Here is a 25,528-nt window from a genome sequence, read left to right as displayed (position 1 = left end):
GGAGGTATTTAAACCGGTGAGGTTATTCACTCATCATGGAATTATGCAATGCCAGTCGGTTTTCAATAAAAAGTGTGCACTCAGGTTTAAAAAAACGCATATGAAAATCGCTAAATAATTTATAGGAGTCTGCTGTGAACTTTTTAAAAAATATCACCATCAGGGCCATGCTTTTAACAATATTGGGAATATTCTTACTCTTGTGGGGAGGCGTATCCTTCTATATGTCATCGTCGCTGAGTGAAATGACAAGATTATTAGAATCTGGGGAGGTACAGAAAAAGAACGCTAACACGTTAGCCGATGGTAATGATCAATATTTTCGTGCCGCGATCCGTTTGGTTCGGGCAATGGATTATACCCAGACTGGCGAAACGGCCGAGGTTGGGAAGTGGCTTGCCTCCGCGGAAGCGGGGATAAAAGATACTTCGGATAGGCTGGTGGAATTTAAAACGGCCGATCATGGCGGCATTGATAAGGCCACCGTCGAAAACATGGAAAAAGCCTGGGCACAGGTGATTGATGACGGGTTAAAACCGTTGCTTGTCGCGGTTCGCGATAATCGTCCTGATGAATTTCGGCATCTCTTCCGGGACGTTTATCCTGTTCTGAGTATCGCATTCGGCGACAAAATGGATAAATATCAGGAAAGTGCGATCGTGTTTTCCGGCGCATCGCTATCCCAGGTGTATGCATTAGTCAATTGGAATAAAAACATCCTGCTGGCTGCGGCGGTGATTGGGTTACTGATTCTGCTGCTTACAGACCGTTACCTGGTTAACTATTTGGTCAAACCGCTGAATATGATCAAGGGACATTTCCAGGTATTGGCCGACGGTCAACTGGGATATCCGCTGGAAGAGTTCGGTCGGAACTGCGCTGGCCAACTGATTCCCTATTTGAAAGACATGCAAAGAAGTCTGATCAACACGGTCACCACCATCCGCGATAGCTCCGGTTCCATTTATCAGGGCGCGAGTGAAATCAGAAGTGGTAACAACGATCTGTCGGCCCGTACCGAGCAACAAGCGGCGGCGTTGGAACAAACGGCGGCCAGCATGGAGCAGTTGGGGGCAACCGTGAAACAAAACGCCGAAAATGTGCATCAGGCAAGCAAACTGGCTCAGGATGCCTCGATTGCAGCGAAGAAAGGAGGAGAGGTCACGACCGAGGTGGTGGAAACGATGGCAAGTATTACCACCAGTTCTAAAAAAATCGCGGATATTACCAACGTCATTAACGGCATCGCTTTCCAGACCAACATTCTGGCGTTGAACGCAGCAGTTGAAGCGGCAAGAGCAGGTGAACAAGGGCGCGGTTTTGCCGTTGTCGCCGGGGAAGTCCGTAATCTGGCGCAGCGCAGTGCGCAAGCGGCCAAAGAGATTGAAGGATTGATTGCCGAGTCGGTTGAGCGTGTCAATGTGGGGTCACACCAGGTTACGCAAACCGGCGAAGCAATGGAGTCCATCATTATTGCCATTACGCGAGTGAATGACTTGATGGGTGAAATTGCGTCGGCGTCGGATGAACAGAGTCGCGGTATCAGCCAGATTGGTCAGGCGGTGACGGAAATGGACGGGGTGACGCAACAGAATGCTTCTCTGGTTCAGGAATCTGCTGCGGCAGCGGCGTCTCTGGAAGATCAGGTCCGTCAGTTGACCGAAGCGGTCTCCGTCTTCCAACTTGCCGCTGGCGAAAAACGCCAACATAGTGAAATCCAACAGCCAGGTAAACCTGCGCCAACGTTGAAACCGGCGCTGCTGGGGGTCGGAACGGGCAGCAGCAAGAAAAGTAAGAATGACAATGCTAACTGGGAAACATTCTGATTAAGCCGATGGTGAACATCATCCATTAAATCGGAATCGGGGAGGCACTGGGCGCAGGCTCAGTGCCTTTGTTGTTCGTAGCGAAACTGGTATCAGGCGAACCCGTCCCGGATGATAACCTGAATCTATTTCAACAATCATGACATACAATCACTGGATAATCGTTTCTCTCTCAACTACAGTGTTGACGGCGTTTGGGCTGGACCAACAACGCCACTATAGGAATTGATTCTGATAGTCGTCCGAGCACCTAACGAGATCGGTTCTAAGTAACACCTGCAGGAGAATAATAATGTCATCATTGAGTAAAGAAGCCGTCTTGGTGCACGAGGCGCTGATGGCGCGTGGTCTTGAAACGCCGCTGCGTGGACAATTATTGGATCGGGAAACGCGTAAACAGCGTATTACCGAACATATGACGGAAATCATGAATCTGTTAAGCCTCGATTTAGAGGATGACAGTCTGGCAGAGACACCGCATCGCATTGCTAAAATGTATGTCGATGAAATATTCTCCGGTTTGGATTATGCCAACTTCCCGAAAATTACCATCATTGAAAACAAAATGAAGGTGGATGAGATGGTCACCGTGCGTGACATCACATTGACCAGCACCTGTGAACACCATTTCGTGATGATTGATGGCAAAGCGACCGTCGCTTATATTCCGAAAGACGGTGTGATTGGTTTATCGAAGATTAACCGCATTGTACAGTTTTTCTCACAGCGGCCTCAGGTTCAGGAGCGTCTGACGCAGCAGATCCTGATTGCGCTGCAAACATTGCTGGGCACCAGTAATGTGGCTGTTTCGATCGATGCCGTTCATTATTGTGTCAAGGCCCGGGGCATTCGTGATGCCACCAGCGCCACGACCACGACATCACTGGGCGGATTGTTCAAATCCAGTCAGAATACCCGTCAGGAGTTTCTGCGCGCGGTACGTCACCACAACTGATCGCGCGTCTTCTGGAATAAACGCTGGGACGGCATATCCCGCGTTTATTTCATTCTAATCCCCCGCTGCTTTAATATTTTCTTTACCGGGCATTCTCTGAGTCTGGCTATCTGATAGGCATACGGATATTTTTGCCGGCGAGAAATCGGTCGAATATGCAGAAAATGCGTATGATTTCTGGCGTTCTGTTAATACAATCGATATTCCGGTGATTTAACGACATAAGCGCTATGCCTTCTCAACCCATGCTGCCATCACGCATTGCCACGCTGGATTTCGCCCGGGGCGTTGCCGTACTCGGCATTCTGTTACTCAACATCACGGCATTTGGTTTGCCTAAAGCGGCTTACCTTAACCCGGCCTATCGCGGACTGCCTTCCCTGAGCGATGTCTGGACATGGGCGGTGATGGATCTTCTGGTGCAGGCAAAATTTTTGACCCTGTTTTCCATTCTGTTTGGGGCGGGCTTACAGTTGCTATTGCCGCGCGGAAAACGTTGGGTCCATGCCCGGCTTTTCTGGCTGATGCTGATTGGGCTGGCACATTCTATTTTCTTCTGGGATGGCGATATTCTGCTGGATTATGGCCTGATAGGATTGGTGTGTTACGGCATGATCCGCCTTGCTGATGACAGTCGCGCTTTACTGCGCACCGGTGCTGTCATGTATCTGGCCGGCATTGGTATTCTGTTTGTACTAAGTCAATTGCTCAGCCTGCAGCCGGGGCGTTTCTGGCTGCCCAGCGCGGCCGATATCGCTTATGAGGTTTATTGGCAAACGTCGGGAGGCGCGGAAGCCTGGAGTAATCGGGTCGGTTTACTGACGGAAAGTCTCCTGTCGTTAGGCGTACAGTATGGCTGGCTGCTGGCCGGTTCGATGTTGTTGGGCGCCGGGTTGATGCGCAGCGGCTGGTTGAAAGGGGAATTCAGCCAGAACCATTACCGTAAAGTCGCGCTGTGGCTTATTCCTCTGGCGTTAGCGATCAACAGTATCGGCGTGGTCGCGCAGTGGCTGGTGCAGTGGGAATATCAGTGGAGCGGCCTGCTGCTGCAAATCCCTCGGGAGCTAAGCGCGCCGTTACAGGCGGTTGGTTATCTCGCTCTGTGCTATGGCTTTTGGCCGTCGCTGTGTCAGTGGCGCATAACGTATTGGATTCGTGATATTGGCCGCATGGCGCTGACCAACTATTTGCTGCAAACCCTCTTGTGTACCGCGCTGTTTAATCACCTGGGCTTCTTTATGCATTTCGACCGTTTGCAGCTGGTGGCTATCGTTCCATGCATTTGGGTGGTGAATCTTGTTTTTTCCCACTATTGGTTACGTTATTTTCAGCAGGGGCCGATTGAATGGCTCTGGCGCAAACTCACCGCTATCATTGCCCGGACGGCATAGCGAAAGTTGCCGGTGGAAGATGTGTAAATGGACTTTGGCTAAGGCGTGGTTTTTTCTGTTGTCGGTTGCGGTTTTTCCGGCGTTTTGCCGTTATTGGATGTCGAAGGGGCCAGATTGATTACTTGTTCGGGGGGTACCGCAGGGTAATCAGGCGCGTTATCCGGGATTTTATGCTCTGCCGGAATAGGAATCTGCGGTCCCAGAAAACGAGGTTCCCGCTTCAGAATATACAGATCAAACAACGCGCCTAATCTGGCGCCAAATTCCCGCAGGCGCACCGTCATCATATTTTTGGGAGAGGGGACGGCATAACACTGCGCCTGGATACCCAAATGCAACGCGATAAATAATGCCCGCTCACAGTGGAAACGCTGGGTGATGATTGTGAAATCATTGGTATCGAATACTTTCCGCGTTCTGACGATGGAGTCCAATGTCCGGAATCCGGCATAGTCCAGCACGATATCGGCAGGGGGAACGCCGGCGGAGATGATATCGCGGCGCATGGTCATCGGCTCATTATAGCTTTGCAGCGCATTATCGCCGCTCAGCAGCAAATAGCTGATTTTGCCGCTGTTATAGGCATTCAATGCACCCTGAATACGGAACAGATAATATTGATTGATGACACCCGTCCGGTAGTATTTCGCGGTTCCCAACACCACGCCGACCTGCCGCTGCGGCAGCTCTTGCAGCTCATCATAAATAAAAGGAGCGGTTTTCCAACTGATCCAGCGATCGAGGGCAACAGCAGACAGCATCAGCACGCCAATGGTAAGTAACAGGCCGATTATCAGGCGTTTCCACATGCTTATGCCTCAGGCAAGGCTATTGGGATAGTCATATCCCAAGGCTACTTTACCTGAAAGGGGGAAGCAAGGCGCAGGCAGCACGGGCGGCGTCTATTGATTGATTTTTCAACGATGATGCACAAATGGCGGGACAAAAATGCCGGTCGTTTGAATCATCAAGCGACCGGATGATGGCTGGAGTATCGGTTAAAGCCGACTACCCCATAGGTCGTATTCGTCAGCGTGTTCGATTTTTACTTTCACGACGTCACCCACATTGACACCGGTTTCCCCATTCAGATAGACCGCGCCGTCGATTTCCGGGGCATCGGCCATGCTGCGTCCGATCGCGCCTTCTTCATCGATTTCGTCGATCAAAACCAACAGTTCGCGACCAATTTTGTCTTGCAGACGCTGGGCGGAAATGCTTTGTTGCAGCTGCATGAAGCGATGGTAACGTTCTTCTTTAACGTCTTCCGGCACCTGATCCGGTAGCTGATTCGCGGTTGCGCCTTCCACCGGGCTGTATTTGAAGCAGCCGACGCGATCCAGCTTGGCTTCCCTCAGGAAATCCAACAATATCTGGAAGTCTTCTTCAGTTTCGCCGGGAAAACCGACGATGAAGGTGGAACGCAGCGTCAGATCCGGGCAAATTTCCCGCCAGCGTTTGATGCGCTCCAGCGTTCTTTCAACCGCGCCGGGGCGTTTCATCAGTTTCAGAATACGCGGACTGGCATGTTGCAGCGGGATATCCAGATACGGCAGGATTTTCCCTTCGGCCATCAGCGGAATCACATCATCTACATGCGGGTAAGGATAAACATAGTGCAGACGCACCCATATCCCCAATGAAGACAGTTGCTCACACAGGCTCACCATGCTGGTTTTCACCGGTTGCCCGTTCCAGAAACCGGTACGTTGCTTCACATCGGCACCGTAAGCGGAGGTATCCTGGGAAATAACCAACAGCTCTTTTACGCCGGCATCGACCAGACGTTTTGCTTCATCCAGTACGGAACCGATCGGGCGGCTGTCCAGGTCGCCGCGCATAGACGGAATGATACAGAAGGTGCAGCGATGGTTGCAGCCTTCAGAAATCTTCAGGTAGGCGTAATGACGTGGTGTCAGCTTCACCCCCTGCGCCGGGATCAGGCTGGTAAACGGGTTATGCTCGGGTTTGGGCACGTATTGATGCACGTGTGACAACACCTGCTCATAACTGTGAGGACCGGTAATCTCCAGAACTTTTGGGTGTACTTCGCGGATTTGGTTTTCTTTGGCGCCCAGGCAGCCGGTAACAATTACCTTGCCGTTTTCGTTCAGCGCTTCGCCAATGGCCTCCAGTGATTCCTGCACCGCACTGTCAATAAAACCACAAGTATTGACGATCACCAACTCGGCATCATTATAGCGTGGAACGACCTGATAACCTTCAGTACGTAATTCGGTCAGGATCCTCTCGGAATCCACCAGGTTCTTCGGGCAACCGAGGGAAACAAATCCAATCTTTGGCATTTTTTGAACAATCCAGTATTTTAACGATTAAAAACGGTAGGAGTATACCTGTGACTAAACTATACAGCTACATCCGTTGGTTTTTTGAACCTCAGGATGACGGGAGGACAAGTGCGAGGAGGGGGACATTCGCCCGCCCAAATGGATTATAACTCGTTGTGAGTGCGCTTAAGGGAAAAAACAAGCAAGAGAAGTTTTTCTCAATTCAGATCAATGATGGACTTATCTCAGATATCAATCTCGTCATGCCGAATATCATAGATGATGGGGCTGGGTTGATACTGGAACATATCTCTGTCAGATATAAAGACGTTACATGGACGCATCATAAAGCCGGAACATCTGGTTATGCGTTATGGGAAATGACTAAATTCATGAACTAAATAGTGTGCAGGGGAAACCCTGCATTTATTTTTCATCAAGCCATGTAAATAATTTTCCTAATCCAATGAAAACTACAATAGCTATAATGAGATGAACTATTTTTTCACTCCACGGAGCATACCCAACAAATAAAATATAAAGGATCCAAAAAAAACATATGCTAAAAAGAGCAAATATAAGGTTTTTAAATAGAAAGGAAAGTGTTTTTTTTAATAATTTAAGCATGTTATTTAATCCGATGTTCGATTTTGTCAATCAGTTTGTTAAACATACCGTCGCCATATGTTCTTCTCATTTTTATCGCTTCGGTTAATGGTTCAACCTGTTCTTCAAACAGAAAAAAAAGAAGGTCTAAATCATCTCTTCTTAACTCTGAATATATTTCTGGGTTATGGTTTTTCAGATATTGAGATCTATATATTGACCTATCCATCATTCCTCCCAATAGCAATAGATAATATGCAATGGCAGTAGAAACTTTAGGTATATTACCAATACGTTTTGACGTGATCATCACTGCCTGAGAAACGATAAAACCACCAACTAAATCACCAACTATTTTGTTATAAATTGCTTCTTTTTTTGCCTCAGAAACATGACGGTTAAAAACGTTGAAAACACGTGTTATTGCTTTAATGACTTTATCCTTTGAAACAATACCTTTATGAATTGCTTTAATTACTCTTTCCTTTTCTCTGGATCTGGATGAACGGGAATCTGTATCAATATATCCATATGCAAGATATCCGAAATTCTTCCCGATTTCTGATATTCCAGATCCCATCCCTTCATAGAAATCCGGTGTCGTTAACATTTTAATTATGCGGTCAGCCAATGCATCCAAATCTGATTCGGTCATTGTGAGTTCATCCGTGAGCTACATGATTACATTATGATTGTATTGTAATCCGCTAATGAATGGAATAGATGTGTTTTATATTGATAGTGTGCTATTTATTTTATGCGGATAAATTAACTCATTATTCTGGCAGTAGTATAAACATACCCGGTTCTGCCTGCTTCAGGGTAAAGACAATCTGCTCATTCGATGAATCGTGACTTTTTTATCGGCACAACCTCCGTTCAAGGGGGAGTGTTTATCATGCCGGAATCTGTTTCTGAATGGAGCAGGATTTCGGGTCAGGGTCTCCACTTTTCTTTCAACAAATGTAAACCTGCCCCGGTTTTTTTGCACAAATATTGTCCGGCACCTAAATTTACAGAACTTTTGTTGAATGGAGACAACGTTATGCTTGATCACTCGGTGCCTCACAGCGCGATACGTCATACGTTCCTGTCTTTATCATGGACAAGCCAGATCCGTTGGCTATTGATCGGGATTTCTTTATTGTTCTCCGGCTATTTGCTGGCGGCGCAGCCCAAGGTGACGGAATTGCAGGATAAGCTCGATCATCCGTGGTCATTGGCTTTTCTGCCGGGCGAACAGGGTATTTTGATTACCGAAAGAGCGGGTAATTTGCGCCGTTGGCAAGCAGACGGCGGACTTTCTGAACCCATTTCCGGCGTGCCGACAGTGTACGCCAAATCGCAAGGGGGATTGCTGGAAGTCACGCTTTCTCCCGATTTCGCCAGTAATCGACGAATTTATCTGAGTTTTGCCGAAGAGGGCAGCGATGGAAAAGCAGGAACCGCCGTAGGATATGGGCGTCTGTCTGAGGATTATAACCGGCTGGAAAATTTCACCGTTTTCTTCCGTCAGGAACCCAAATTGTCTACCGGTAATCACTTTGGCGGCAAACTGGTATTTGATCGACAGGGGCATCTGTTCATTGCGCTGGGCGAGAATAATCAGCGTCCGACCGCGCAGGATCTGGACAAACTGCAAGGCAAAATAGTGCGTTTGACCGAGGAGGGGCAGGTGCCGTCGGACAATCCCTTTGTGAATACCGCCAATGCCCGCCCGGAGATCTGGTCATACGGTCATCGCAATCCACAGGGACTGGCCATGAATCCGTGGACTGGCGTGTTGTGGGAAAATGAACACGGTCCGAAAGGTGGCGATGAAATTAATATCCCTCAGGCTGGTAAAAACTATGGCTGGCCGGTGGCGACTTATGGCGTCAATTATTCCGGACTGAAAATTCCTGAGGCCAAAGGCGAGCAGGTTACCGGGATGGAAAACCCCGATTTCTACTGGAAGAAATCGCCAGGGATTAGCGGGATGGCGTTTTACAACAGCGCTCGTTTCCCACAGTGGGAAAACTCGCTGTTTATTGGCGCACTGGCGGAGAAAAATCTGATCCGTCTGACGCTGGATGGTGACGCAGTCACTGCGGAAGAACGTTTATTGCAGGATCGCAGCGAGCGTATTCGTGAAGTGCGGCTTGGGCCGGACGGATATCTCTATTTGCTGACCGATCATGATAATGGCAAGTTGCTGAAAGTGGGGTTGGAGTAGCCGTGGAGCGCAGGCACCGGAAGGTGCCTGCGTCAAGCCGATCACGTCAGGGGGATCATCACCGTTTCACGGTAGGCCGGGCGCTCAGTGAGCTGCCGATACCACCGTTCCAGATTCGGATGCGGCTGGCGAACGATATCCATGTTAAACCAGGCATAGGCGATACACCCCAGCGGGATGTCGCCAATACCAAACGACTCTCCTGATAGCCACGGCTGCTTTGCCAGCGCCGCATCCACAATCGACAGTAAACGTTCGCACTCGGTTTTGCTCTTCTCCACCAGCGCCATATCCCGGTTTTCCGGCGCGGTACGTACCAGACTGATAAAGACGCCGCCAAATGAAGCCGCCAGCGTACTGGTCCAGTCCATCCATTTTTCTGCGCTCGCCCGGGCACCCGCATCGGCAATATACAGCGAATCCTGCCCGTACTGTGCCGCCAGATAGCGCACGATAGTATTGGATTCCCACAGCACCAGGTCGCCATCCTGTAGGCAGGGAATCAAACCGTTAGGGTTCATTGCCAGATAGTCGGCATCGCGGTTACGTCCAAACTGACCGCCGGCTAAAATATGTTGATAAGGCAGCGCCAACTCTGCGGCGCACCAGCGAACTTTCTTCACGTTGGTCGAATTTTCACGACCCCAAATCGTTACCATAGCTAACCCCACTCGATGAGAGAAGAAAATCTATTCTGCCATTGACCCCACCGGCCGGAAAACGATCGGCGGATGCGAAATAATGATATGCCTTTTTAGTCTTTATGATTTAACTTGTCATTCTTAATAATGACGCAAGTTATCTTTAGACAGGAACGTTACGTAATGAAACTCACTCATTCAATGAGAGCGGCTTTGAGCATTGTGCTGTTGGCTACGGGGATCCAGTTGGCCTCCGCCAATAGCGACCCGAAAACTATCGTCTTCGGTGTCTCGCCGGGGCCGTATGGCGACATGGTCAATCAGGCGATTAAACCGGAATTGGCGAAAAAAGGCTACAAAGTGGTGGTGCGCGAATTCAGCGACTATGTGCAGCCGAATCTGGCCTTGTCCAATGGCAGTATTGACGCCAACCTGTTCCAGCATACGCTGTATATGGAGAAGTTCGCCGCCGATAAAGGACTGAAAATATCCCGCCTGATCATCGTACCGACGGCCAGTATGGGTCTGTATTCCAACAAGATTAAATCACTGGATGAGCTGAAAAAAGGTGACGTTATCACCCTGTCCAACGATGCCACCAATCTGGCTCGCGGTCTGCGCTTTCTCCAGTCTCTGGGGCTGATCACGATTAAAGCCGATATCGATGCCACCAAGGCATCAGAAAAAGATATTGTTGAAAATCCGCGCGGGTTGGTATTTAAACCGCTGGAAGCCGCACAGTTGCCGCGTACGCTGGATAGCGTCACCGCATCGCTGGTTAACGGTAACTTTGCGTTTGCTGCCGGATTGAAGCTCTCTTCAGCGATTAAGCTGGAAACGCTGGACGAAAACCTGAAAAACGTCATCGCCGTGCGTACCGACGATCTGGACAAACCATTTGTGCAGGATATCAAGGCGGCTGTTGAATCTCCGGCGTATGCTGCGGTGATCGATCAACCTGATTCGATGTTCAGCCAGTTCCAGAAACCGGAATGGATGAAAGCGCAGACGGCAGCCCAGTAATATCGCAAGACGTCACGGCGATTTGCCGGTGATGCAAGGTGTCTGGCCGGTCTGTGACCGGCCTTCTTCTTTTCCGCGTAGGTCAGGAGTTTGCGGATAATGATTCAGTTAGACGGAGTATGTGTTGATTTCCCTCAGGGAAAACAGCAGGGAAATCGCGCTGTTGATAATGTGACATTACACATTCGACAAGGCGAGGTTTACGGTATTGTCGGTACCAGCGGCGCCGGGAAAAGTACGCTGTTACGCACCATCAATTTGCTACAGCGTCCCACGGCGGGGACGGTGCGGGTCAATGGGGTCAAAGTCAGTGACCTGAATGGCAAAAGCCTGCGTGAACAGCGGCAGAAGATCGGCATGATCTTTCAGCATTTCAATTTGATGCAGACGCGAACAGTGGCGGAAAACGTGGCTTTCAGCCTGAAAGCCGCCGGGAAATCCTCGGATGAGATTGCGCGGCGAGTGCCGGAAATCTTGAATCTGGTCGGGCTGTTCGACAAGGCGGCGGCATTTCCGTCGCAGCTGAGTGGCGGGCAAAAGCAACGAGTCGGCATTGCCCGGGCGATTGCCAATCATCCAGAGGTATTGCTGTGTGATGAACCAACGTCTGCGCTTGACCTGGAAACGTCTGCTTCCATTCTGATTTTGCTTAAAGAGATTAATCAGAAGCTGGGCATTACAATCGTGCTGATTTCTCATGAAATGAGTGTGATTAAATCGGTCTGTGATCGGGTGGCGGTGATGACGGGAGGCAAGGTGGTGGAAGAGGGCGATGTTTTCGATATTTTCGCCGCACCGCAGCATCCGTTTACCCGTCAGTTGGTATCACATACGCTGAATCTCGAATTGCCTTCCCGGTTACTGGAGGATTTGCAAGGCACACTGCTGAAGATTCTGTTCGTTGGTGAATCCGCAGAGCAGCCAGTGCTATCTGATGTTGCGATCCGCTATGGCGTCTCCGTTAATATTCTGCATGGTAAAATTGAATATATTGGCACCCGCGCGTTGGGCATTCTGGTGGCGTTGTTAACGCATAATGCCGAGCCGGCCAAGGTTGAGGAAGCGGTGAAATACATTCAGGCAAGAACGGCTAACGTGGAGGTGCTGCATGGCTGATTTATGGCTCGATCTGATTGCCGCTTTCGGGGAGACATTCCAGATGGTGGGCATCTCAACGCTGCTTGCTATTATTGGTGGTTTACCGCTGGGATTTCTTATCTATGTCACCGATCGTCACCTGTTCTGGGAGAACCGCGCGATTTATCTGCTCAGCACGGTGTTGGTGAATATCATTCGTTCTATCCCGTTCGTGATTTTGCTGGTGCTGTTGTTACCGCTGACGCAGATTTTACTGGGTAATACCATTGGCCCGATTGCGGCGTCAGTACCGATGTCTGTCGCGGCCATCGCGTTCTATGCCCGGCTGGTGGATAGTGCGCTGCGTGAAGTGGATCCGGGGATTGTCGAGGCGGCAGAGGCGTTTGGCGCCAGTCCGTTGCGCATTATCTGCACTGTGTTATTACCAGAGGCTAAAGCCGGTTTATTACGCGGCCTGACGATCACGTTGGTGAGTCTGATCGGGTATTCGGCGATGGCGGGTATTGTGGGCGGCGGCGGCGTCGGCGATCTGGCGATTCGCTTTGGCTATTACCGTTATGAAACCCAGGTAATGATTATTACCGTTATCGCGCTGGTAGTGCTGGTACAGATTGTACAAACGCTGGGTGACTGGCTGTCAAAACGCGCGGACAAACGTGAACGGCGATAAGCTTGCGGTCTGATGTATCGCTCCCGGCGATTTTTAATTCGCCCCATCCCTGGGGCTCACCCTGCGGGCCGTCGCAAGCGACGTTGAAAATCGCTCCCGGCGATTTTTAATTCGCCCCATCCCTGGGGCTTACCCTGCGGGCCGTCGCAAGCGACGTTGAAAATCGCTCCCGGCGATTTTTAATTCGCCCCATCCCTGGGGCTTACCCTGCGGGCCGTCGCAAGCGACGTTGAAAATCGCTCCCGGCGATTTTTGATGCCTTTTCATTTCTTTGACTATCTTTACAGATTAAATGGTTTCCCTGAGGGGCATGACACGTTACCTTAAGATGTTGCTAAGGTTTTCAAAACATATTGAAAATTAAGTGTTTTTAACAACTTATGGATATCGCGGCGATCTCATGAAGACAACTATTTTCCTAACCAGGCTGAAATCCTTTACGGCGGGAACAGTATTACTCGTGGGGCTGTCCCCGACATTGCAGGCGGAGCAATTGCCCGCCGCGCCTCAGATTGAGTCTAAGGCCTTTATTTTAATGGATTATCACAGCGGCCAGGTGCTGGCGGAATCTAATGCCGATGAGCGCCTTGATCCTGCCAGCCTGACAAAAATCATGGCGAGCTACGTGATTGGACAGGCGATTAAAGGCGGAAAAATTAGCCCGACGGACGAAGTCACGGTAGGTAAGGATGCCTGGGCGACAGGTAACCCGGTCCTGCGCGGTTCCTCGCTGATGTTTCTCAAACCAGGCGATCGAATCCCGGTATCTGAGCTAAATAAAGGCATCATCATTCAGTCCGGCAATGATGCCAGTATCGCGCTGGCGGATTTTGTTGCCGGCAGTCAGGATGCGTTTGTCAATCTGATGAACAACTATGTCAACGCATTGCAGCTTACCAACACCCATTTCCGCACGGTGCATGGTCTGGATGCGCCGGGTCAGTATAGTACCGCCCGTGATATGGCTCTGTTGGGGCAGGCGCTGATCCGTGATGTGCCGGAAGAGTATGCGTTGCACAAAGAAAAGGAATTTACATTCAACAATATTCGTCAGCCCAACCGTAACAGGCTGCTGTGGAGCACAAATCTTAACGTAGACGGTATCAAAACCGGCCATACCAGCGGGGCGGGACACAATCTGGTGGCGTCCGCGACGGAAGGCGATATGCGTTTGATTTCCGTGGTGCTGGGGGCTGCGACAGACGGCATTCGCTTCCGTGAAAGCGAAAAACTGTTGACCTGGGGCTTTCGTTTCTTTGAAACGGTCACGCCAATAAAGGCCGGAGCGACTTTTACCACCCAGCGTGTCTGGTTTGGTACAGAGAAAGAGGCCCGGCTGGGCGTCGCTAATGACGCGGCCTTGACGATCCCCAAAGGGCAGATGAAAAACCTGAAAGCCAGTTTTACCCTGCTGCAACCTCGACTGTCTGCGCCGCTGACAAAAAATCAGGTGGTGGGCACCATTGATTTCCAACTTGATGGCAAAAGCATCGGACAGCGTCAACTTGTGGCGCTGGATGATATCCCAGAGTCCGGTTTCTTCAGCCGATTATGGGACACGGTGATGATGAAACTGCAACAATGGTTTGGCAGTTGGTTCGGCTAGCCGTCGGCGTGTAATTTATTCTGGCTTGGAAAAAGAAAAGGCCCATCGTTCTTGAACCTCAATGGCGTGAACGACGGGCTCCTCAATATGGGGATATCAAAGAAAAGCAGTGGCACTTATTCAGACTGCGACGCTAAGAAAAAGTTCTGCCTTTTCTGAGAAATGTTGGCGATTTTTTACATTTTTTATTAGCCTGACAGCCCCGGCCAAATGATAACGATCAGTGACCCCGCCAGCGTCAATAAAACGTTGGCGATAGCGTAGGTTCCTGCATATCCCAACGCTGGAATATTACTGCGTGCGGTGTCGCTGATAATGTCCATGGCGGGGGCGCAGGTCCGAGCCCCCATTATCGCACCAAACAACAACGCGCGGTTCATGCGCAGCACATAGGCCCCGAACAGAAAACAGACCACCACGGGCACCAGGCTGACAATCAATCCGGATACCAACATTTGTGCGCCGACGTCGCCAAAGCTGCTGCCAATCGTGCTGCCTGCGCTTAATCCGACGCCTGCCATAAATACCATCAGACCGAATTCTTTCACCATATTCAGCGCGCCTTGCGGAATATAGCCGAACGTTGGGTGGTTGGCCCGCAGAAAGCCCAGCATGATCCCGGCGAACAGCAGACCGGCGGCATTGCCGATGCCGAAGGTAAAATTACTGAACTGGAATGTAATCAGGCCAATCATGATACCTATGATGAAGAAAGCACAAAAAGCCAACAGGTCGGTCACCTGACTGTGAATAGAAATAAAGCCGATGCGGTCGGCGATGCTTTTTACCCGGCGGGCGTCGCCGCTGACCTGTAGCACATCGCCCTTATTCAGTACGACGCCATCATCGATGGGCATCTCAATCTGGCTGCGGATAATACGGTTGAGGAAACAGCCGTGGTCGGTCAACTTAAGCTGACTGAGGCGTTTACCGACGGCATTATGGTTTTTCACCACGATCTCCTCGGTGACAATGCGCATATCCAGCAGATCGCGGTCGAATACTTCTTTTCCATCGCGGAAATTCGGGTTCAGTCTGGCGTGAGCATCCGGGTAGCCCACCAGCGCGATTTCATCGCCGATTTGCAGCACGGCATCGCCATCCGGGCTCGCCAGAATGCCGTTACGGCGGATACGTTCAATATAGCAACCGGTCTGACGATAAATTCCCAGTTCGCGCAGATTCTTGCCATCGGCCCAGGCCACCAGCTCCGGTCCGACACGATAGGCGCGGATCACGGGCAGATACACCTTCCTTTGGCTATCGGTATCCAGCCCGCGCTCGCGAGCAATTTGCTGGGCGCTGGTCGGTAGGTCCTGATGCTGTAGTTTGGGCAGGTAGCGTGCGCCGAAAATCAGACTCACCAGGCCAATCAGGTAGGTCAGGGCGTAACCGAGACTGAGGTGATCCTGCTCGATACCAAGCTGCGATCCCAGACTGGCCGTATTGCGCAGCGTATCGCCTGCACCGACCAGAACGGGCGTCGAAGTCATAGAACCGGCGAGCATCCCGGCCGTCAATCCGATGCCCCAGCCAAAAAACTTGCCTAGTCCCAACGCTAAAATCAGCGCGCTTCCCACCATCACCAGCGCGAGCATTAAATAATTTTTACCGTCGCGGAAAAAAATAGAAAAGAAATTAGGTCCGGCCTCAATACCGACACAAAAAATAAATAACATAAATCCAAGGCTGAGGGCCTCGGTATTAATCGAAAAATGCTGTTGCCCGAGTAATAACGAGACGACTAAAACACCAATAGAATTACCCAGTTGTACTGAACCCAGGCGTAATTTTCCCAGGCAGAGTCCTAATGAAAGAACCACGAATAAAAGCAGAATGTAATTCCCGTTTAACAAATCAGCGACGTTTATATTCATGGCATGTAACTTGTTGTTTACCAGTAAGTTCTTGATATAAATGACTATAAAGGCTAAATTTAGTCATTGGCTACGGCGGTTCCGTTAGCGCTGTTAAATAACCGTCAGCTGAAAGGAATCAGCCGCGTTCAGTATAAATTATTCAGCAAAATTGTTCAGTCAATAATTGTTTGTTAACTGATTGTGGTATCGCTATTTTAGCAATTTGTTGGTTTTACAACCAGTAGACGGTGAATAACGTTCAGAGATGTAATAAATCTGGTGGTTAATAAATAGTGAAAAGACCTCACTTTGTGTCATATCAGGGATATTCAGCCATCCATATTTTTTATACCCAATTGATTCATGAGCCTCGTAACGCGGCAAGCGAACGAATTTGACCAGCCAGCGGCCGGCCTGCGGAGAGAGACAGGATATCTCTCATTCATTCTGATGAGCTTACGGCGGTCAAGTGATTCGGACGATAAATCTGCCGGAGCAGATTCGAACGCTGCTTGCAGCGGACCCGAAAGGGCAAGACCCAAAGGGACCGGGAATAATGCAGCCAGGATGCTTGCAACTTGAACGATGGGCAGTTTTCCACCTTGGGTGTCAGACAAGTATGGCGTGGAGGTGTGTACCTAGTTAAGGGAGGCAAAGTATGACAAACGATAAAGGTTGGGTTGGCGCCGCCTGCTGTTTTTTATTGTTTATCGTGGTTTTCTTGAGCCAGAAAATGGATGTGTCCGATGTGGCGGCGGGCGAAAACTTGCTTGGCGGTCCCGGTATGTTGCTCTTTTTGCTGCCCGGTGCGATTGCCAGCTGTCTGTCTGCTCAAGGTCGTTTGATCTATCCGCTGGTTGGCGCGTTGGCGGCTATGCCGCTGTGTCTGGTGGTTCTGCATTTATGGCGTACACCGTTGGACTCTTTCTGGCAAGAGCTTGCTTATGTCCTGAGTGCTGTATTCTGGAGTGTATTGGGCGCGTTAGGGGTCTTGTTTCTGAATGGGATATATCGACGCTACTTTCACGGCAAGATTCGGGAAAGATGATGAGAATGCGCCGGCAAGTAGATAAAAACCAAAGGCGCAGCGCTGCGCCTTTGGTCATTGAGTCGGTTATTGCTGGAACAGACTGAGATTTTTTTTGGCGTAAGCCTCGAAATCGGTGCAACCACCGATGTGTTTTTCATCAAGGAAAATCTGCGGTACGGTTTCAACGGGTTTACCGACAGTTTTGGACAGATCGTCCTTCGTAATCCCTTCCGCGTGGATGTCCACATAGCGGAATTTGAAGTCGTCACGTTGTTCTGTCAGCTTTTCTGCCAATTCTTTAGCGCGCACACAATAAGGGCAACCAGGACGCCCGAAAATAACCGCGAACATGTAAACTCCTTAGTAAAATTAAGAAAATTCTTTCTAAAACTATTGGCGTAATACCTATCGTTATTGAGAATTACTATGCTCGTATTCCTTGATGAAAAAAAGTAGTAATTACCTGTTGTACTGATTTGTTTTATCTATGATGGGACGAAACCGAAACGCAGGCGGGCGTTGGTCTGATCGACAGTCTGGCATATAATCGTCAGCCGTAGGTATATGACTTAATATCTGAAGGATATGCAGAGTGACGCCGACCATTGATTTACTACAACGCCATCGTTCCATTCGCGCCTTTACTTCCCAACCGCTGACGGATGAACAGCGTAGCGCAATTATCGCCGCTGCCCGGAGTGCATCCAGTTCCAGTTTTTTGCAGTGTACTTCAATCATTCGTATTACCGATCCGGATGTGCGTCAAACGCTGGTTCATTATTCGGGGGAACAGACGTATGTCGCGCAGGCTCCCGAGTTCTGGGTATTCTGTGCCGATTTTCACCGACATCTGGAAATTTTCCCCCAGGCTGAAACCGGACTGGCTGAACAGTTGCTGATTGGTTGCATAGACACCGCCATTATGGCGCAGAATGCGCTGGTTGCGGCGGAGTCCCTGGCGCTCGGTGGGGTTTTTATCGGCGGCATTCGTAATAATATTGCCGATGTCACCACATTGCTGAAATTGCCGCGCCATGTCTTACCGTTGTTTGGATTGTGCCTGGGATACCCGGATGCCGATCCGCTGTTAAAACCGCGTATGCCAGTGGCGATGCTGATGCACGAAAACGTTTATCAGCCGCTCGATCGCGAGAAATTAGCGGAATATGATCGACAAATGGTCGAGTATTATCTTCAGCGCACCGGTGATCGGCGCGATAGCTGGAGTGAGCATGTTCAGCGTACGCTGAAAAAAGAGCGGCGTCCGTTTATGCTGGACTACTTACATCAACAGGGATGGGCGATACGTTAGTATCTGCATACCCGCCATCTTTCAAGTTGCAGGGGCGAAAGAGCCAACGCTTGGCGTTGTTCAAAACGATAACGTTTTGTCCCGCAGCTCGAAATCTATTGGGTATAGGACATTTATGAAGATAGCCATTCTGTCTCGTGACGGTTCGTTATATTCCTGCAAGCGTCTGCGTGAGGCGGCCGCGGAGCGCAGGCACAGCATTGATATCATCGATCCGCTGTCCTGTTATATGAATATCAATTCGGCTGCCCCCTCCATTCATTATCGTGGCCGTCGACTGGTTAAATACGATGCGGTCATCCCACGGATTGGTTCGCTTATCACGTTTTACGGCACGGCGGTGCTGCGTCAGTTTGAAATGCTGGGCAGCTATCCGTTGAATAACGCTGTCGCGGTGATTCGCGCCCGCGACAAACTGCATTCGCTACAATTGCTGGCGCGTGAAGGTATTGATTTGCCCGTCACGGGGTTTGCGCATTCGCCGGATGATACCGGTGATCTGATCGAAATGGTGGGGGGCGCGCCGCTGGTGGTGAAACTGGTGGAGGGCACGCAGGGGATCGGTGTAGTGCTGGCGGAAACCCGGCAGGCGGCGGAGAGCGTGATTGATGCGTTTCGGGGATTGAATGCCCACATCCTGGTTCAGGAGTATATCAGGGAGGCGAAGGGTAGGGATATTCGCTGTCTGGTGATCGGCAATCGGGTTGTGGCTGCGATTGAGCGGCAAGCGAAATCAGGGGAATTTCGTTCCAATCTGCACCGTGGCGGTTCAGCCAGCAAGGTCAGGATTACGGCGCAGGAGCGTGCGATTGCGATCAAAGCGGCGAAAACGCTGGGCCTGAACGTGGCCGGCGTGGACATTTTGCGTGCCGAGCGAGGGCCGTTGGTGATGGAAGTTAACGCATCGCCCGGTCTGGAAGGAATAGAAACGACTACCGGGCTGGATATTGCCGGTATGATGATTGAGTTTATCGAGCAGCATGTGCGTTCGTTGGCGGCGTCATCCGCGCCAGTAGGCAAAACCTAGCAGTTGCATGTGCGTTGGCTTTGCTACTCGGCCCCTCGCCGGGGCCGCCGCCAGCGGCGTTTAAATCTGTTCCAGACGAATTTGCCCGGCAATGCCGTCTTCGTGCAACTTGAATTATTTAGGGTATTCGATGGTATCGTAATCGAATATTCCGTAAGCTATGAGCCCTTTTTTAAGAATAGTCCAGTATGAGGCAAACAATCATGGATTCACTCATCGTGCCGGATCTGAATATGCTACGGCGGTGGCTGGATCAGTTGAACATTCTGTTTTTCGAATGTGATTCCTGTCAGGCACTACATTTACCCCACATGCAGAATTTTGATGGCGTCTTTGATGCGAAAGTCGATCTGGTGGATAACGTCATCCTGTTTTCTGCGTTGGCGGAAGTGAAGCCCAGTGCGTTGATTCCTCTGGTGGGTGATTTAAGCCAAATTAATGCCAGTTCCCTGACCGTCAAAGCGTTTATTGATGTTCAGGATGATAATCTGCCGAAACTTATTGTTTGTCAGTCATTTAGCGTGGCGGCAGGCATGACGCTGGAACAATTCCGGCATTTTATGATGCAGTCGGAAGAACAAATTTCGATGATTATTCTGGAAGCGGGCGCCAATAATCTCCTGTTTATCAGCGACGATGAAGACACCTCTGCTGGAAGAACCTACTACACCAATCTGCATTGATGCTATTGCTGCCAACGGCAGCAATCAGTTTTACTTATTTCCTGTCATCCATGGTTTATTCTGCATTTTCTTCTTATTACCAGATATTTACCGTTATTTAAGGCTAAATGGCCGTATCACATAGATAAATTGTGAATAAATAATCGATAAAAGCCATTTTTTACTTCCGACTATGGTATGCGTGAGGCGCTGCGGTTATGCTTAATTTCAGTGACAGTCGGGCGTGAGATTCGTCTTTATATCGGTGTCTACTATGACTTTAGTGCATAGCCATTCACCAGTGCTTATCGTGACTGTTCACACTCAGGAAAAGTTCTGTATCGAGATGATACAAGTTTACTCCCATGAATCACCCCCTTGTATGGAGGAAGGAACGGATGTTCACCCAACGTAAAAAATGGCTTTCGGGTGTTGTTGCCGGCTTGCTGATGGCCGCGTCCGTCACCGCATCTGCGGAAGAGAAAACGCTGCATGTCTATAACTGGTCTGACTATATCGCGCCGGACACGTTACAGAATTTCCAGAAAGAAACGGGCATAAAAGTCGTTTATGACGTGTTTGACTCCAATGAAGTGTTGGAAGGCAAACTGATGGCTGGCAGCACAGGGTTTGATTTGGTCGTCCCCTCCGCCAGCTTTTTGGAACGTCAACTCGCCGCCGGGGTATTCCAGCCTTTAGACAAGAGTAAACTGCCGAATTACAAAAATCTGGATCCTGAATTGCTGAAACTGATTGCCCAGCACGATCCGGATAACAAGTATGCGCTGCCTTACCTGTGGGCGACCACCGGCATTGGCTACAATGTGGAGAAAGTCAAAGCGGTATTGGGGGCCGATGCGCCCGTCGACAGTTGGGATCTGGTATTGAAGCCGGAAAACCTGGAGAAACTGAAAAGCTGTGGCGTTTCCTTCCTGGATGCGCCGGAAGAGATTTTCGCCACCGTGCTGAACTATCAGGGTAAAGATCCCAATAGTACTCAAGCAGATGATTACACCAAGTCCGCAACCGATTTGCTGTTGAAACTGCGTCCGAGCATCCGTTACTTCCACTCATCACAATACATCAACGATCTGGCGAACGGCGATATTTGCGTGGCCGTAGGCTGGGCGGGCGATGTCATGCAGGCGGCCAACCGGGCGCAGGAAGCCAAAAACGGGGTCAATATTCACTACAGCATCCCGAAAGAAGGCGCGCTGGCTTTCTTTGATGTCTTTGCCATTCCGGCCGATGCTAAAAACGTCGATGAAGCCTATCAGTTTCTGAACTATCTGCTGAAGCCGGACGTGATAGCGAACATCAGCAACCATGTGTACTACGCCAGTGCGAATAAGGAATCGGTGCCGTTGGTAAACGAAGATATCCGTACTAATCCGGGCATTTATCCGCCAGAGGATGTTCGCGCCAAACTGTTTACGCTCAAAGTTCAATCACCGCAGATTGACCGTACGCGTACGCGCGCCTGGACGAGGGTAAAAAGCGGTAAATAAACGTTTTCCATTCTGACTCTATGTGATAAATAACAGGCGGCTAATACCCGCCTGTTCGCGCTATATATGTGTCACGGCTTTTGGATGTACAAAGCAGCTTGTTTTGGCATTAAAAGTGGTGATTTGTTCTGCTTTTGCCGGAGAGCATGCTTAAGTGAATGACGCTATTCCCCGTCCCCAGCCCAAGCCTCAAAAAGCGGCTACCCCGTTGCTGGAAGTGCGCAATCTGACCAAATCGTTTGATGGTCAGGCTGCTGTTGATGACGTAAGTCTGACGATTTACAAAGGTGAGATATTTGCCTTGCTGGGGGCTTCCGGCTGTGGGAAATCCACGCTGCTCCGTATGCTGGCCGGTTTTGAACATCCGACTCAGGGACAAATCGTTCTTGATGGTCAGGATCTGTCACTGGTGCCGCCTTATCAGCGTCCCATTAACATGATGTTTCAGTCGTATGCGTTATTTCCCCATATGACGGTGGAAAAAAATATTGCCTTTGGTCTGAAGCAGGACAAACTGTCGCGCTCAGAGATCAAGGATCGCGTCGAAGAGATGCTGACGCTGGTACACATGCAGGAATTTGCCAGCCGCAAACCGCACCAGCTTTCCGGTGGTCAGCGTCAGCGCGTTGCGCTGGCGCGTAGTCTGGCAAAACGTCCGAAACTGTTGCTCCTTGATGAACCCATGGGCGCGCTGGACAAAAAGCTGCGTGACCGTATGCAGCTTGAAGTGGTCGATATTCTGGAGCGTGTTGGCGTGACCTGTGTCATGGTGACGCACGATCAGGAAGAAGCGATGACCATGGCGGGGCGTATCGCCATCATGAACCGCGGCAAGTTTGTTCAGATTGGCGAGCCAGAAGAAATCTACGAGCATCCGAACACCCGTTTCAGCGCCGAATTTATCGGTTCGGTGAATATGTTTGAAGGCATGCTGACCGAACGTCGCGATGATGCGCTGATTATCCAAAGTCCGGGACTGGTGCATCCGCTGAAAGTGGATTCTGACGTTTCCGTGGTAGACGGCGTACCGGTTTACATTGCGCTGCGCCCTGAAAAAATCATGCTGTGTGAGACCATTCCGGCCGATGGCTGTAACTTCGCCGTCGGTGAGGTGGTGCATATTGCCTATCTGGGCGATCTGTCGATCTACCATGTCCGCCTTGCCAGCGGACAAATCATCAGTGCGCAGCTACAGAACGCCTACCGCTACCGCAAAGGCGCGCCCACCTGGGGCGACGAAGTGCGTTTGTGCTGGGATGCCGATAGCTGTGTGGTATTGACGGTGTAGTGAGGAATGACGTCATGACAATGTTTCCTGAACAACACACCGCGGAACCGCCTGGAAAAACCAGGGGTCGTCTGCAACTACTGATGGCTCGCTGGCGTCAGGATCACGGGCGCAAGCTGGTGATCGCACTGCCGTACCTGTGGCTGCTTTTGCTCTTTATGCTGCCATTTTTGATTGTTTTCAAAATCAGTCTGGCTGAGATGGCGCGGGCGATCCCGCCGTATACGGATCTGGTTTCCTGGATGGATGACAAACTGGATATTTCCCTCAATCTGGGGAACTATCTGCATCTGTTGGACGATCCGCTGTATTTTGAAGCCTATCTGCAATCGTTGCAGGTGGCGGCCGTCTCCACGCTGTGTTGTCTGCTTATCGGCTATCCCTTGGCCTGGGCGGTGGCGCACAGCCAGCCTTCCACCCGCAACATTCTGTTGCTGCTGGTGATCCTGCCGTCCTGGACGTCGTTCCTGATTCGCGTCTATGCCTGGATGGGGATTCTGAAAAACAACGGTATTCTGAATAATTTCTTACTGTGGATCGGCGTTATCGACGAGCCGCTGGTGATTCTGCATACCAATTTGGCGGTTTATATCGGCGTGGTCTATTCCTATCTGCCGTTTATGGTTTTGCCGATTTACACCGCGCTTACCCGGCTCGATTATTCTCTGGTCGAGGCGTCGCTGGATTTAGGCGCGCGTCCGCTTAAAACCTTTTTCAGCGTGATTATGCCATTGACCAAAGGCGGCATTATTGCAGGCTCCATGCTGGTCTTTATACCGGCGGTGGGGGAATACGTGATCCCTGAACTGCTCGGTGGGCCGGACAGCATCATGATTGGCCGTATACTGTGGCAAGAATTCTTCAATAACCGGGATTGGCCGGTGGCTTCGGCGGTAGCGATTATCATGCTGCTTCTGCTGATTATGCCGATTATCTGGTTCCATAAGCATCAGAGCAAAGCAACGGGGGATGCGGTATGAATAATTTACCGGTCGTTCGCTCACCGTGGCGCATTGTGATTCTGGTCCTTTGTTTTACCTTCCTTTATGCGCCGATGCTGATGTTGGTGATTTATTCTTTCAACAGCTCGAAACTGGTTACCGTATGGGCGGGATGGTCAACGCGCTGGTATACCGAACTGTTCCATGATTCGGCCATGATCAGTGCGGTCGTCCTCAGCCTGACGATTGCCGCGGCTTCGGCCTCGATGGCGGTGATTCTCGGGACGCTGGCGGCGGTGGTGATGGTGCGTTTTGGCAGTTTCCGTGGATCTAACGGTTTTGCCTTTATGCTGACGGCTCCGCTGGTTATGCCGGATGTGATTACCGGCTTGTCGCTGTTGCTGCTGTTTGTCGCGTTAGGGCATGCCATAGGATGGCCTGCTGAGCGAGGCATGTTCACCATATGGCTTGCGCATGTGACTTTCTGTACGGCTTATGTCACGGTGGTGATCAGCGCGCGCCTGCGAGAGCTCGATCGTTCCATCGAAGAAGCGGCGATGGATCTCGGCGCTACGCCGCTGAAGGTCTTTTTTATCATCACGGTGCCGATGATCGCGCCGGCTCTGATTTCAGGGTGGCTACTGGCATTTACCTTGTCGCTCGACGATCTGGTTATCGCCAGTTTTGTGGCTGGACCAGGTTCAACCACGTTGCCGATGCTGGTGTTCTCCAGTGTCAGAATGGGCGTTAATCCGCAGATTAACGCCTTGGCTTCGTTGATATTGTTAGTGGTAGGGATCATTGGTTTTATTGCCTGGTGGTTTATGGCGAGGGCCGAGAAGCAGCGTCAACGCGATATGCAAAAAGCGAGGCGCGGCTGATTTGAAGCATCAACGAAAACCAGCCACACTGTGAATCTGCAACAGGTAACGCCGCCGTAAGGGGGCGTTACCTGTTCTGAAAGCGCGTTGATTTTATAAGGTAACGACTTTATCGTAATGATTTTATAAAGAAAAGATCTCTGTGAGCGACAGAGAACATGGTTTCGTTTGAAGGGAGAACGTTGAAATTCTGTACACCAGGAAGGAAATGACTCAGCGAAAAGTGTACGCCCCGGTTCCTGTCATGGTGGCGGGGATCGCTATTATTGCGACCCGTTTTCTGGGAATTTTACTGTTGATATGGGAGTTGGGGCCGAGCGGTCTGGGCGGGTGGATTGGCAATAGTGCCGAAGCCTGGGATTCAACGCTGGTGCTGCTGCTGTCGCTTATTATTATCTGTATTGAAATCCGCTGTGGGTTCGTGGTGTTGTCCGGGGATAATTGGGGACGTTGGGGGTATGTTCTCTGTCAGTGCCTGGTGACTCTGTATTTGCTGTTTGCCTCATTGAGTGAGTTTCTGCCCGCGATATTCCATATTTCAGGGGAGAATAACACCGCCGTCCTGCATCAGTTGATGCTTCAGAAAATACCGGACTTTTTGGTTATCGTGTTGCTGTTTTTACCCCGCCGAAGCAAACGTTTTTTTCTGCGACAGAAATAAGCGCGTTACCCGCCGGATTTCAGGGTTCGCGCAGGCCGGT

The 25,528-nt window shown here is 50.4% G+C and carries 24 protein-coding genes; 18 read left to right on the top strand and 6 right to left on the bottom strand.

What is annotated here, in order from left to right:
• Positions 1–134 precede the first annotated feature (134 nt).
• The 3 genes from DDT52_RS13695 (at position 135) to yeiB (ending at position 4,172) form a co-directional block, all read left to right on the top strand.
• Positions 135–1,826, top strand: a complete 1,692-nt coding sequence (locus DDT52_RS13695) for a methyl-accepting chemotaxis protein (RefSeq protein WP_136156839.1) — start codon at positions 135–137, stop codon at positions 1,824–1,826.
• Positions 1,827–2,118: 292 nt separating this feature from the next.
• Positions 2,119–2,781 (top strand): GTP cyclohydrolase I FolE, encoded by a 663-nt coding sequence (gene folE / locus DDT52_RS13690; RefSeq protein WP_109055484.1) that lies wholly within the window; start codon positions 2,119–2,121, stop codon positions 2,779–2,781.
• Between the two features lie 230 nt (positions 2,782–3,011).
• The gene (yeiB, locus tag DDT52_RS13685) at positions 3,012–4,172 is read left to right on the top strand and encodes a DUF418 domain-containing protein YeiB (protein ID WP_136156838.1); all 1,161 of its coding nucleotides are present in this window, start codon (positions 3,012–3,014) and stop codon (positions 4,170–4,172) included.
• A 38-nt stretch (positions 4,173–4,210) separates the two neighbouring features.
• Here the strand turns inward: yeiB and sanA are convergent, their stop codons facing one another.
• Both sanA and rimO read right to left on the bottom strand, forming a co-directional pair.
• Entirely contained in the window at positions 4,211–4,981 is a 771-nt protein-coding gene (sanA, locus tag DDT52_RS13680; protein WP_136156837.1) for an outer membrane permeability protein SanA, read from the bottom strand.
• Positions 4,982–5,170: 189 nt separating this feature from the next.
• Positions 5,171–6,478: a 30S ribosomal protein S12 methylthiotransferase RimO gene (gene rimO, locus DDT52_RS13675; RefSeq protein WP_136156836.1), complete on the bottom strand. Its 1,308-nt coding sequence runs from the start codon at positions 6,476–6,478 to the stop codon at positions 5,171–5,173.
• A gap of 158 nt (positions 6,479–6,636) precedes the next feature.
• On the opposite strand from rimO, the gene DDT52_RS13670 reads away from it, so the two are divergent.
• Positions 6,637–6,861 (top strand): Hcp family type VI secretion system effector, encoded by a 225-nt coding sequence (locus DDT52_RS13670; RefSeq protein ID WP_210732712.1) that lies wholly within the window; start codon positions 6,637–6,639, stop codon positions 6,859–6,861.
• Positions 6,862–7,088: 227 nt separating this feature from the next.
• Here the strand turns inward: DDT52_RS13670 and DDT52_RS13660 are convergent, their stop codons facing one another.
• Complete coding sequence (locus DDT52_RS13660; RefSeq protein ID WP_136156834.1) at positions 7,089–7,721, bottom strand: hypothetical protein; 633 nt, start codon at positions 7,719–7,721, stop codon at positions 7,089–7,091.
• Positions 7,722–8,111: 390 nt separating this feature from the next.
• Between DDT52_RS13660 and DDT52_RS13655 the strand changes: the two genes are divergently transcribed.
• Entirely contained in the window at positions 8,112–9,281 is a 1,170-nt protein-coding gene (locus DDT52_RS13655) for a PQQ-dependent sugar dehydrogenase (protein ID WP_136156833.1), read from the top strand.
• A gap of 41 nt (positions 9,282–9,322) precedes the next feature.
• Here DDT52_RS13655 and DDT52_RS13650 read toward each other — a convergent pair whose 3' ends face one another.
• The gene (locus tag DDT52_RS13650; protein ID WP_136156832.1) at positions 9,323–9,940 is read right to left on the bottom strand and encodes a glutathione S-transferase family protein; all 618 of its coding nucleotides are present in this window, start codon (positions 9,938–9,940) and stop codon (positions 9,323–9,325) included.
• A gap of 165 nt (positions 9,941–10,105) precedes the next feature.
• On the opposite strand from DDT52_RS13650, the gene DDT52_RS13645 reads away from it, so the two are divergent.
• The 4 genes from DDT52_RS13645 (at position 10,106) to DDT52_RS13630 (ending at position 14,319) form a co-directional block, all read left to right on the top strand.
• Positions 10,106–10,945, top strand: coding sequence for a MetQ/NlpA family ABC transporter substrate-binding protein (locus tag DDT52_RS13645; protein WP_136156831.1), 840 nt, complete (start codon positions 10,106–10,108; stop codon positions 10,943–10,945).
• Positions 10,946–11,044: 99 nt separating this feature from the next.
• A complete protein-coding gene (locus DDT52_RS13640; protein WP_136156830.1) occupies positions 11,045–12,061 on the top strand; it encodes a methionine ABC transporter ATP-binding protein in 1,017 nt (338 codons plus the stop codon).
• Positions 12,054–12,713, top strand: a complete 660-nt coding sequence (locus DDT52_RS13635; protein ID WP_136156829.1) for a methionine ABC transporter permease — start codon at positions 12,054–12,056, stop codon at positions 12,711–12,713. The genes DDT52_RS13640 and DDT52_RS13635 overlap by 8 nt, the downstream gene beginning before the upstream one ends.
• Before the next feature lie 400 nt (positions 12,714–13,113).
• A complete protein-coding gene (locus DDT52_RS13630) occupies positions 13,114–14,319 on the top strand; it encodes a serine hydrolase (RefSeq protein WP_136156828.1) in 1,206 nt (401 codons plus the stop codon).
• Between the two features lie 188 nt (positions 14,320–14,507).
• Here the strand turns inward: DDT52_RS13630 and DDT52_RS13625 are convergent, their stop codons facing one another.
• Positions 14,508–16,196: an aspartate:alanine antiporter gene (locus DDT52_RS13625; RefSeq protein WP_136156827.1), complete on the bottom strand. Its 1,689-nt coding sequence runs from the start codon at positions 16,194–16,196 to the stop codon at positions 14,508–14,510.
• A 640-nt stretch (positions 16,197–16,836) separates the two neighbouring features.
• Here DDT52_RS13625 and DDT52_RS13620 point away from each other — a divergent pair.
• Entirely contained in the window at positions 16,837–17,226 is a 390-nt protein-coding gene (locus DDT52_RS13620; protein ID WP_136156826.1) for an inner membrane protein YbjM, read from the top strand.
• A gap of 66 nt (positions 17,227–17,292) precedes the next feature.
• Here the strand turns inward: DDT52_RS13620 and DDT52_RS13615 are convergent, their stop codons facing one another.
• Positions 17,293–17,559, bottom strand: a complete 267-nt coding sequence (locus DDT52_RS13615; protein ID WP_136156825.1) for a GrxA family glutaredoxin — start codon at positions 17,557–17,559, stop codon at positions 17,293–17,295.
• 241 nt (positions 17,560–17,800) lie between these two features.
• Here DDT52_RS13615 and nfsA point away from each other — a divergent pair, with 241 nt between their 5' ends.
• The 8 genes from nfsA to DDT52_RS13575 all read left to right on the top strand — a co-directional run bounded on the left by nfsA (position 17,801) and on the right by DDT52_RS13575 (position 25,488).
• On the top strand, positions 17,801–18,520 hold the full coding sequence (nfsA, locus tag DDT52_RS13610) for an oxygen-insensitive NADPH nitroreductase (RefSeq protein ID WP_136156824.1): 720 nt from the start codon (positions 17,801–17,803) through the stop codon (positions 18,518–18,520).
• Positions 18,521–18,635: 115 nt separating this feature from the next.
• Entirely contained in the window at positions 18,636–19,547 is a 912-nt protein-coding gene (rimK, locus tag DDT52_RS13605) for a 30S ribosomal protein S6--L-glutamate ligase (RefSeq protein WP_136156823.1), read from the top strand.
• Positions 19,548–19,750: 203 nt separating this feature from the next.
• Complete coding sequence (locus tag DDT52_RS13600) at positions 19,751–20,230, top strand: type III secretion system chaperone family protein (RefSeq protein ID WP_136156822.1); 480 nt, start codon at positions 19,751–19,753, stop codon at positions 20,228–20,230.
• 377 nt (positions 20,231–20,607) lie between these two features.
• Positions 20,608–21,717 (top strand): spermidine/putrescine ABC transporter substrate-binding protein PotF, encoded by a 1,110-nt coding sequence (potF, locus tag DDT52_RS13595; RefSeq protein ID WP_136156821.1) that lies wholly within the window; start codon positions 20,608–20,610, stop codon positions 21,715–21,717.
• Positions 21,718–21,871: 154 nt separating this feature from the next.
• Complete coding sequence (gene potG, locus DDT52_RS13590) at positions 21,872–23,005, top strand: putrescine ABC transporter ATP-binding subunit PotG (RefSeq protein ID WP_136156820.1); 1,134 nt, start codon at positions 21,872–21,874, stop codon at positions 23,003–23,005.
• 14 nt (positions 23,006–23,019) lie between these two features.
• Positions 23,020–23,985 (top strand): putrescine ABC transporter permease PotH, encoded by a 966-nt coding sequence (gene potH, locus DDT52_RS13585; RefSeq protein ID WP_136156819.1) that lies wholly within the window; start codon positions 23,020–23,022, stop codon positions 23,983–23,985.
• On the top strand, positions 23,982–24,827 hold the full coding sequence (gene potI, locus DDT52_RS13580; RefSeq protein ID WP_136156818.1) for a putrescine ABC transporter permease PotI: 846 nt from the start codon (positions 23,982–23,984) through the stop codon (positions 24,825–24,827). The genes potH and potI overlap by 4 nt, the downstream gene beginning before the upstream one ends.
• A 208-nt stretch (positions 24,828–25,035) precedes the next feature.
• Complete coding sequence (locus DDT52_RS13575) at positions 25,036–25,488, top strand: YbjO family protein (protein ID WP_136156817.1); 453 nt, start codon at positions 25,036–25,038, stop codon at positions 25,486–25,488.
• The last annotated feature ends 40 nt before the right edge of the window (positions 25,489–25,528 follow it).

This window comes from Brenneria roseae subsp. roseae, assembly GCF_003115845.1.
GTDB lineage: Bacteria > Pseudomonadota > Gammaproteobacteria > Enterobacterales > Enterobacteriaceae > Brenneria > Brenneria roseae.
This window is presented reverse-complemented; position numbering and strand designations above follow the sequence as displayed.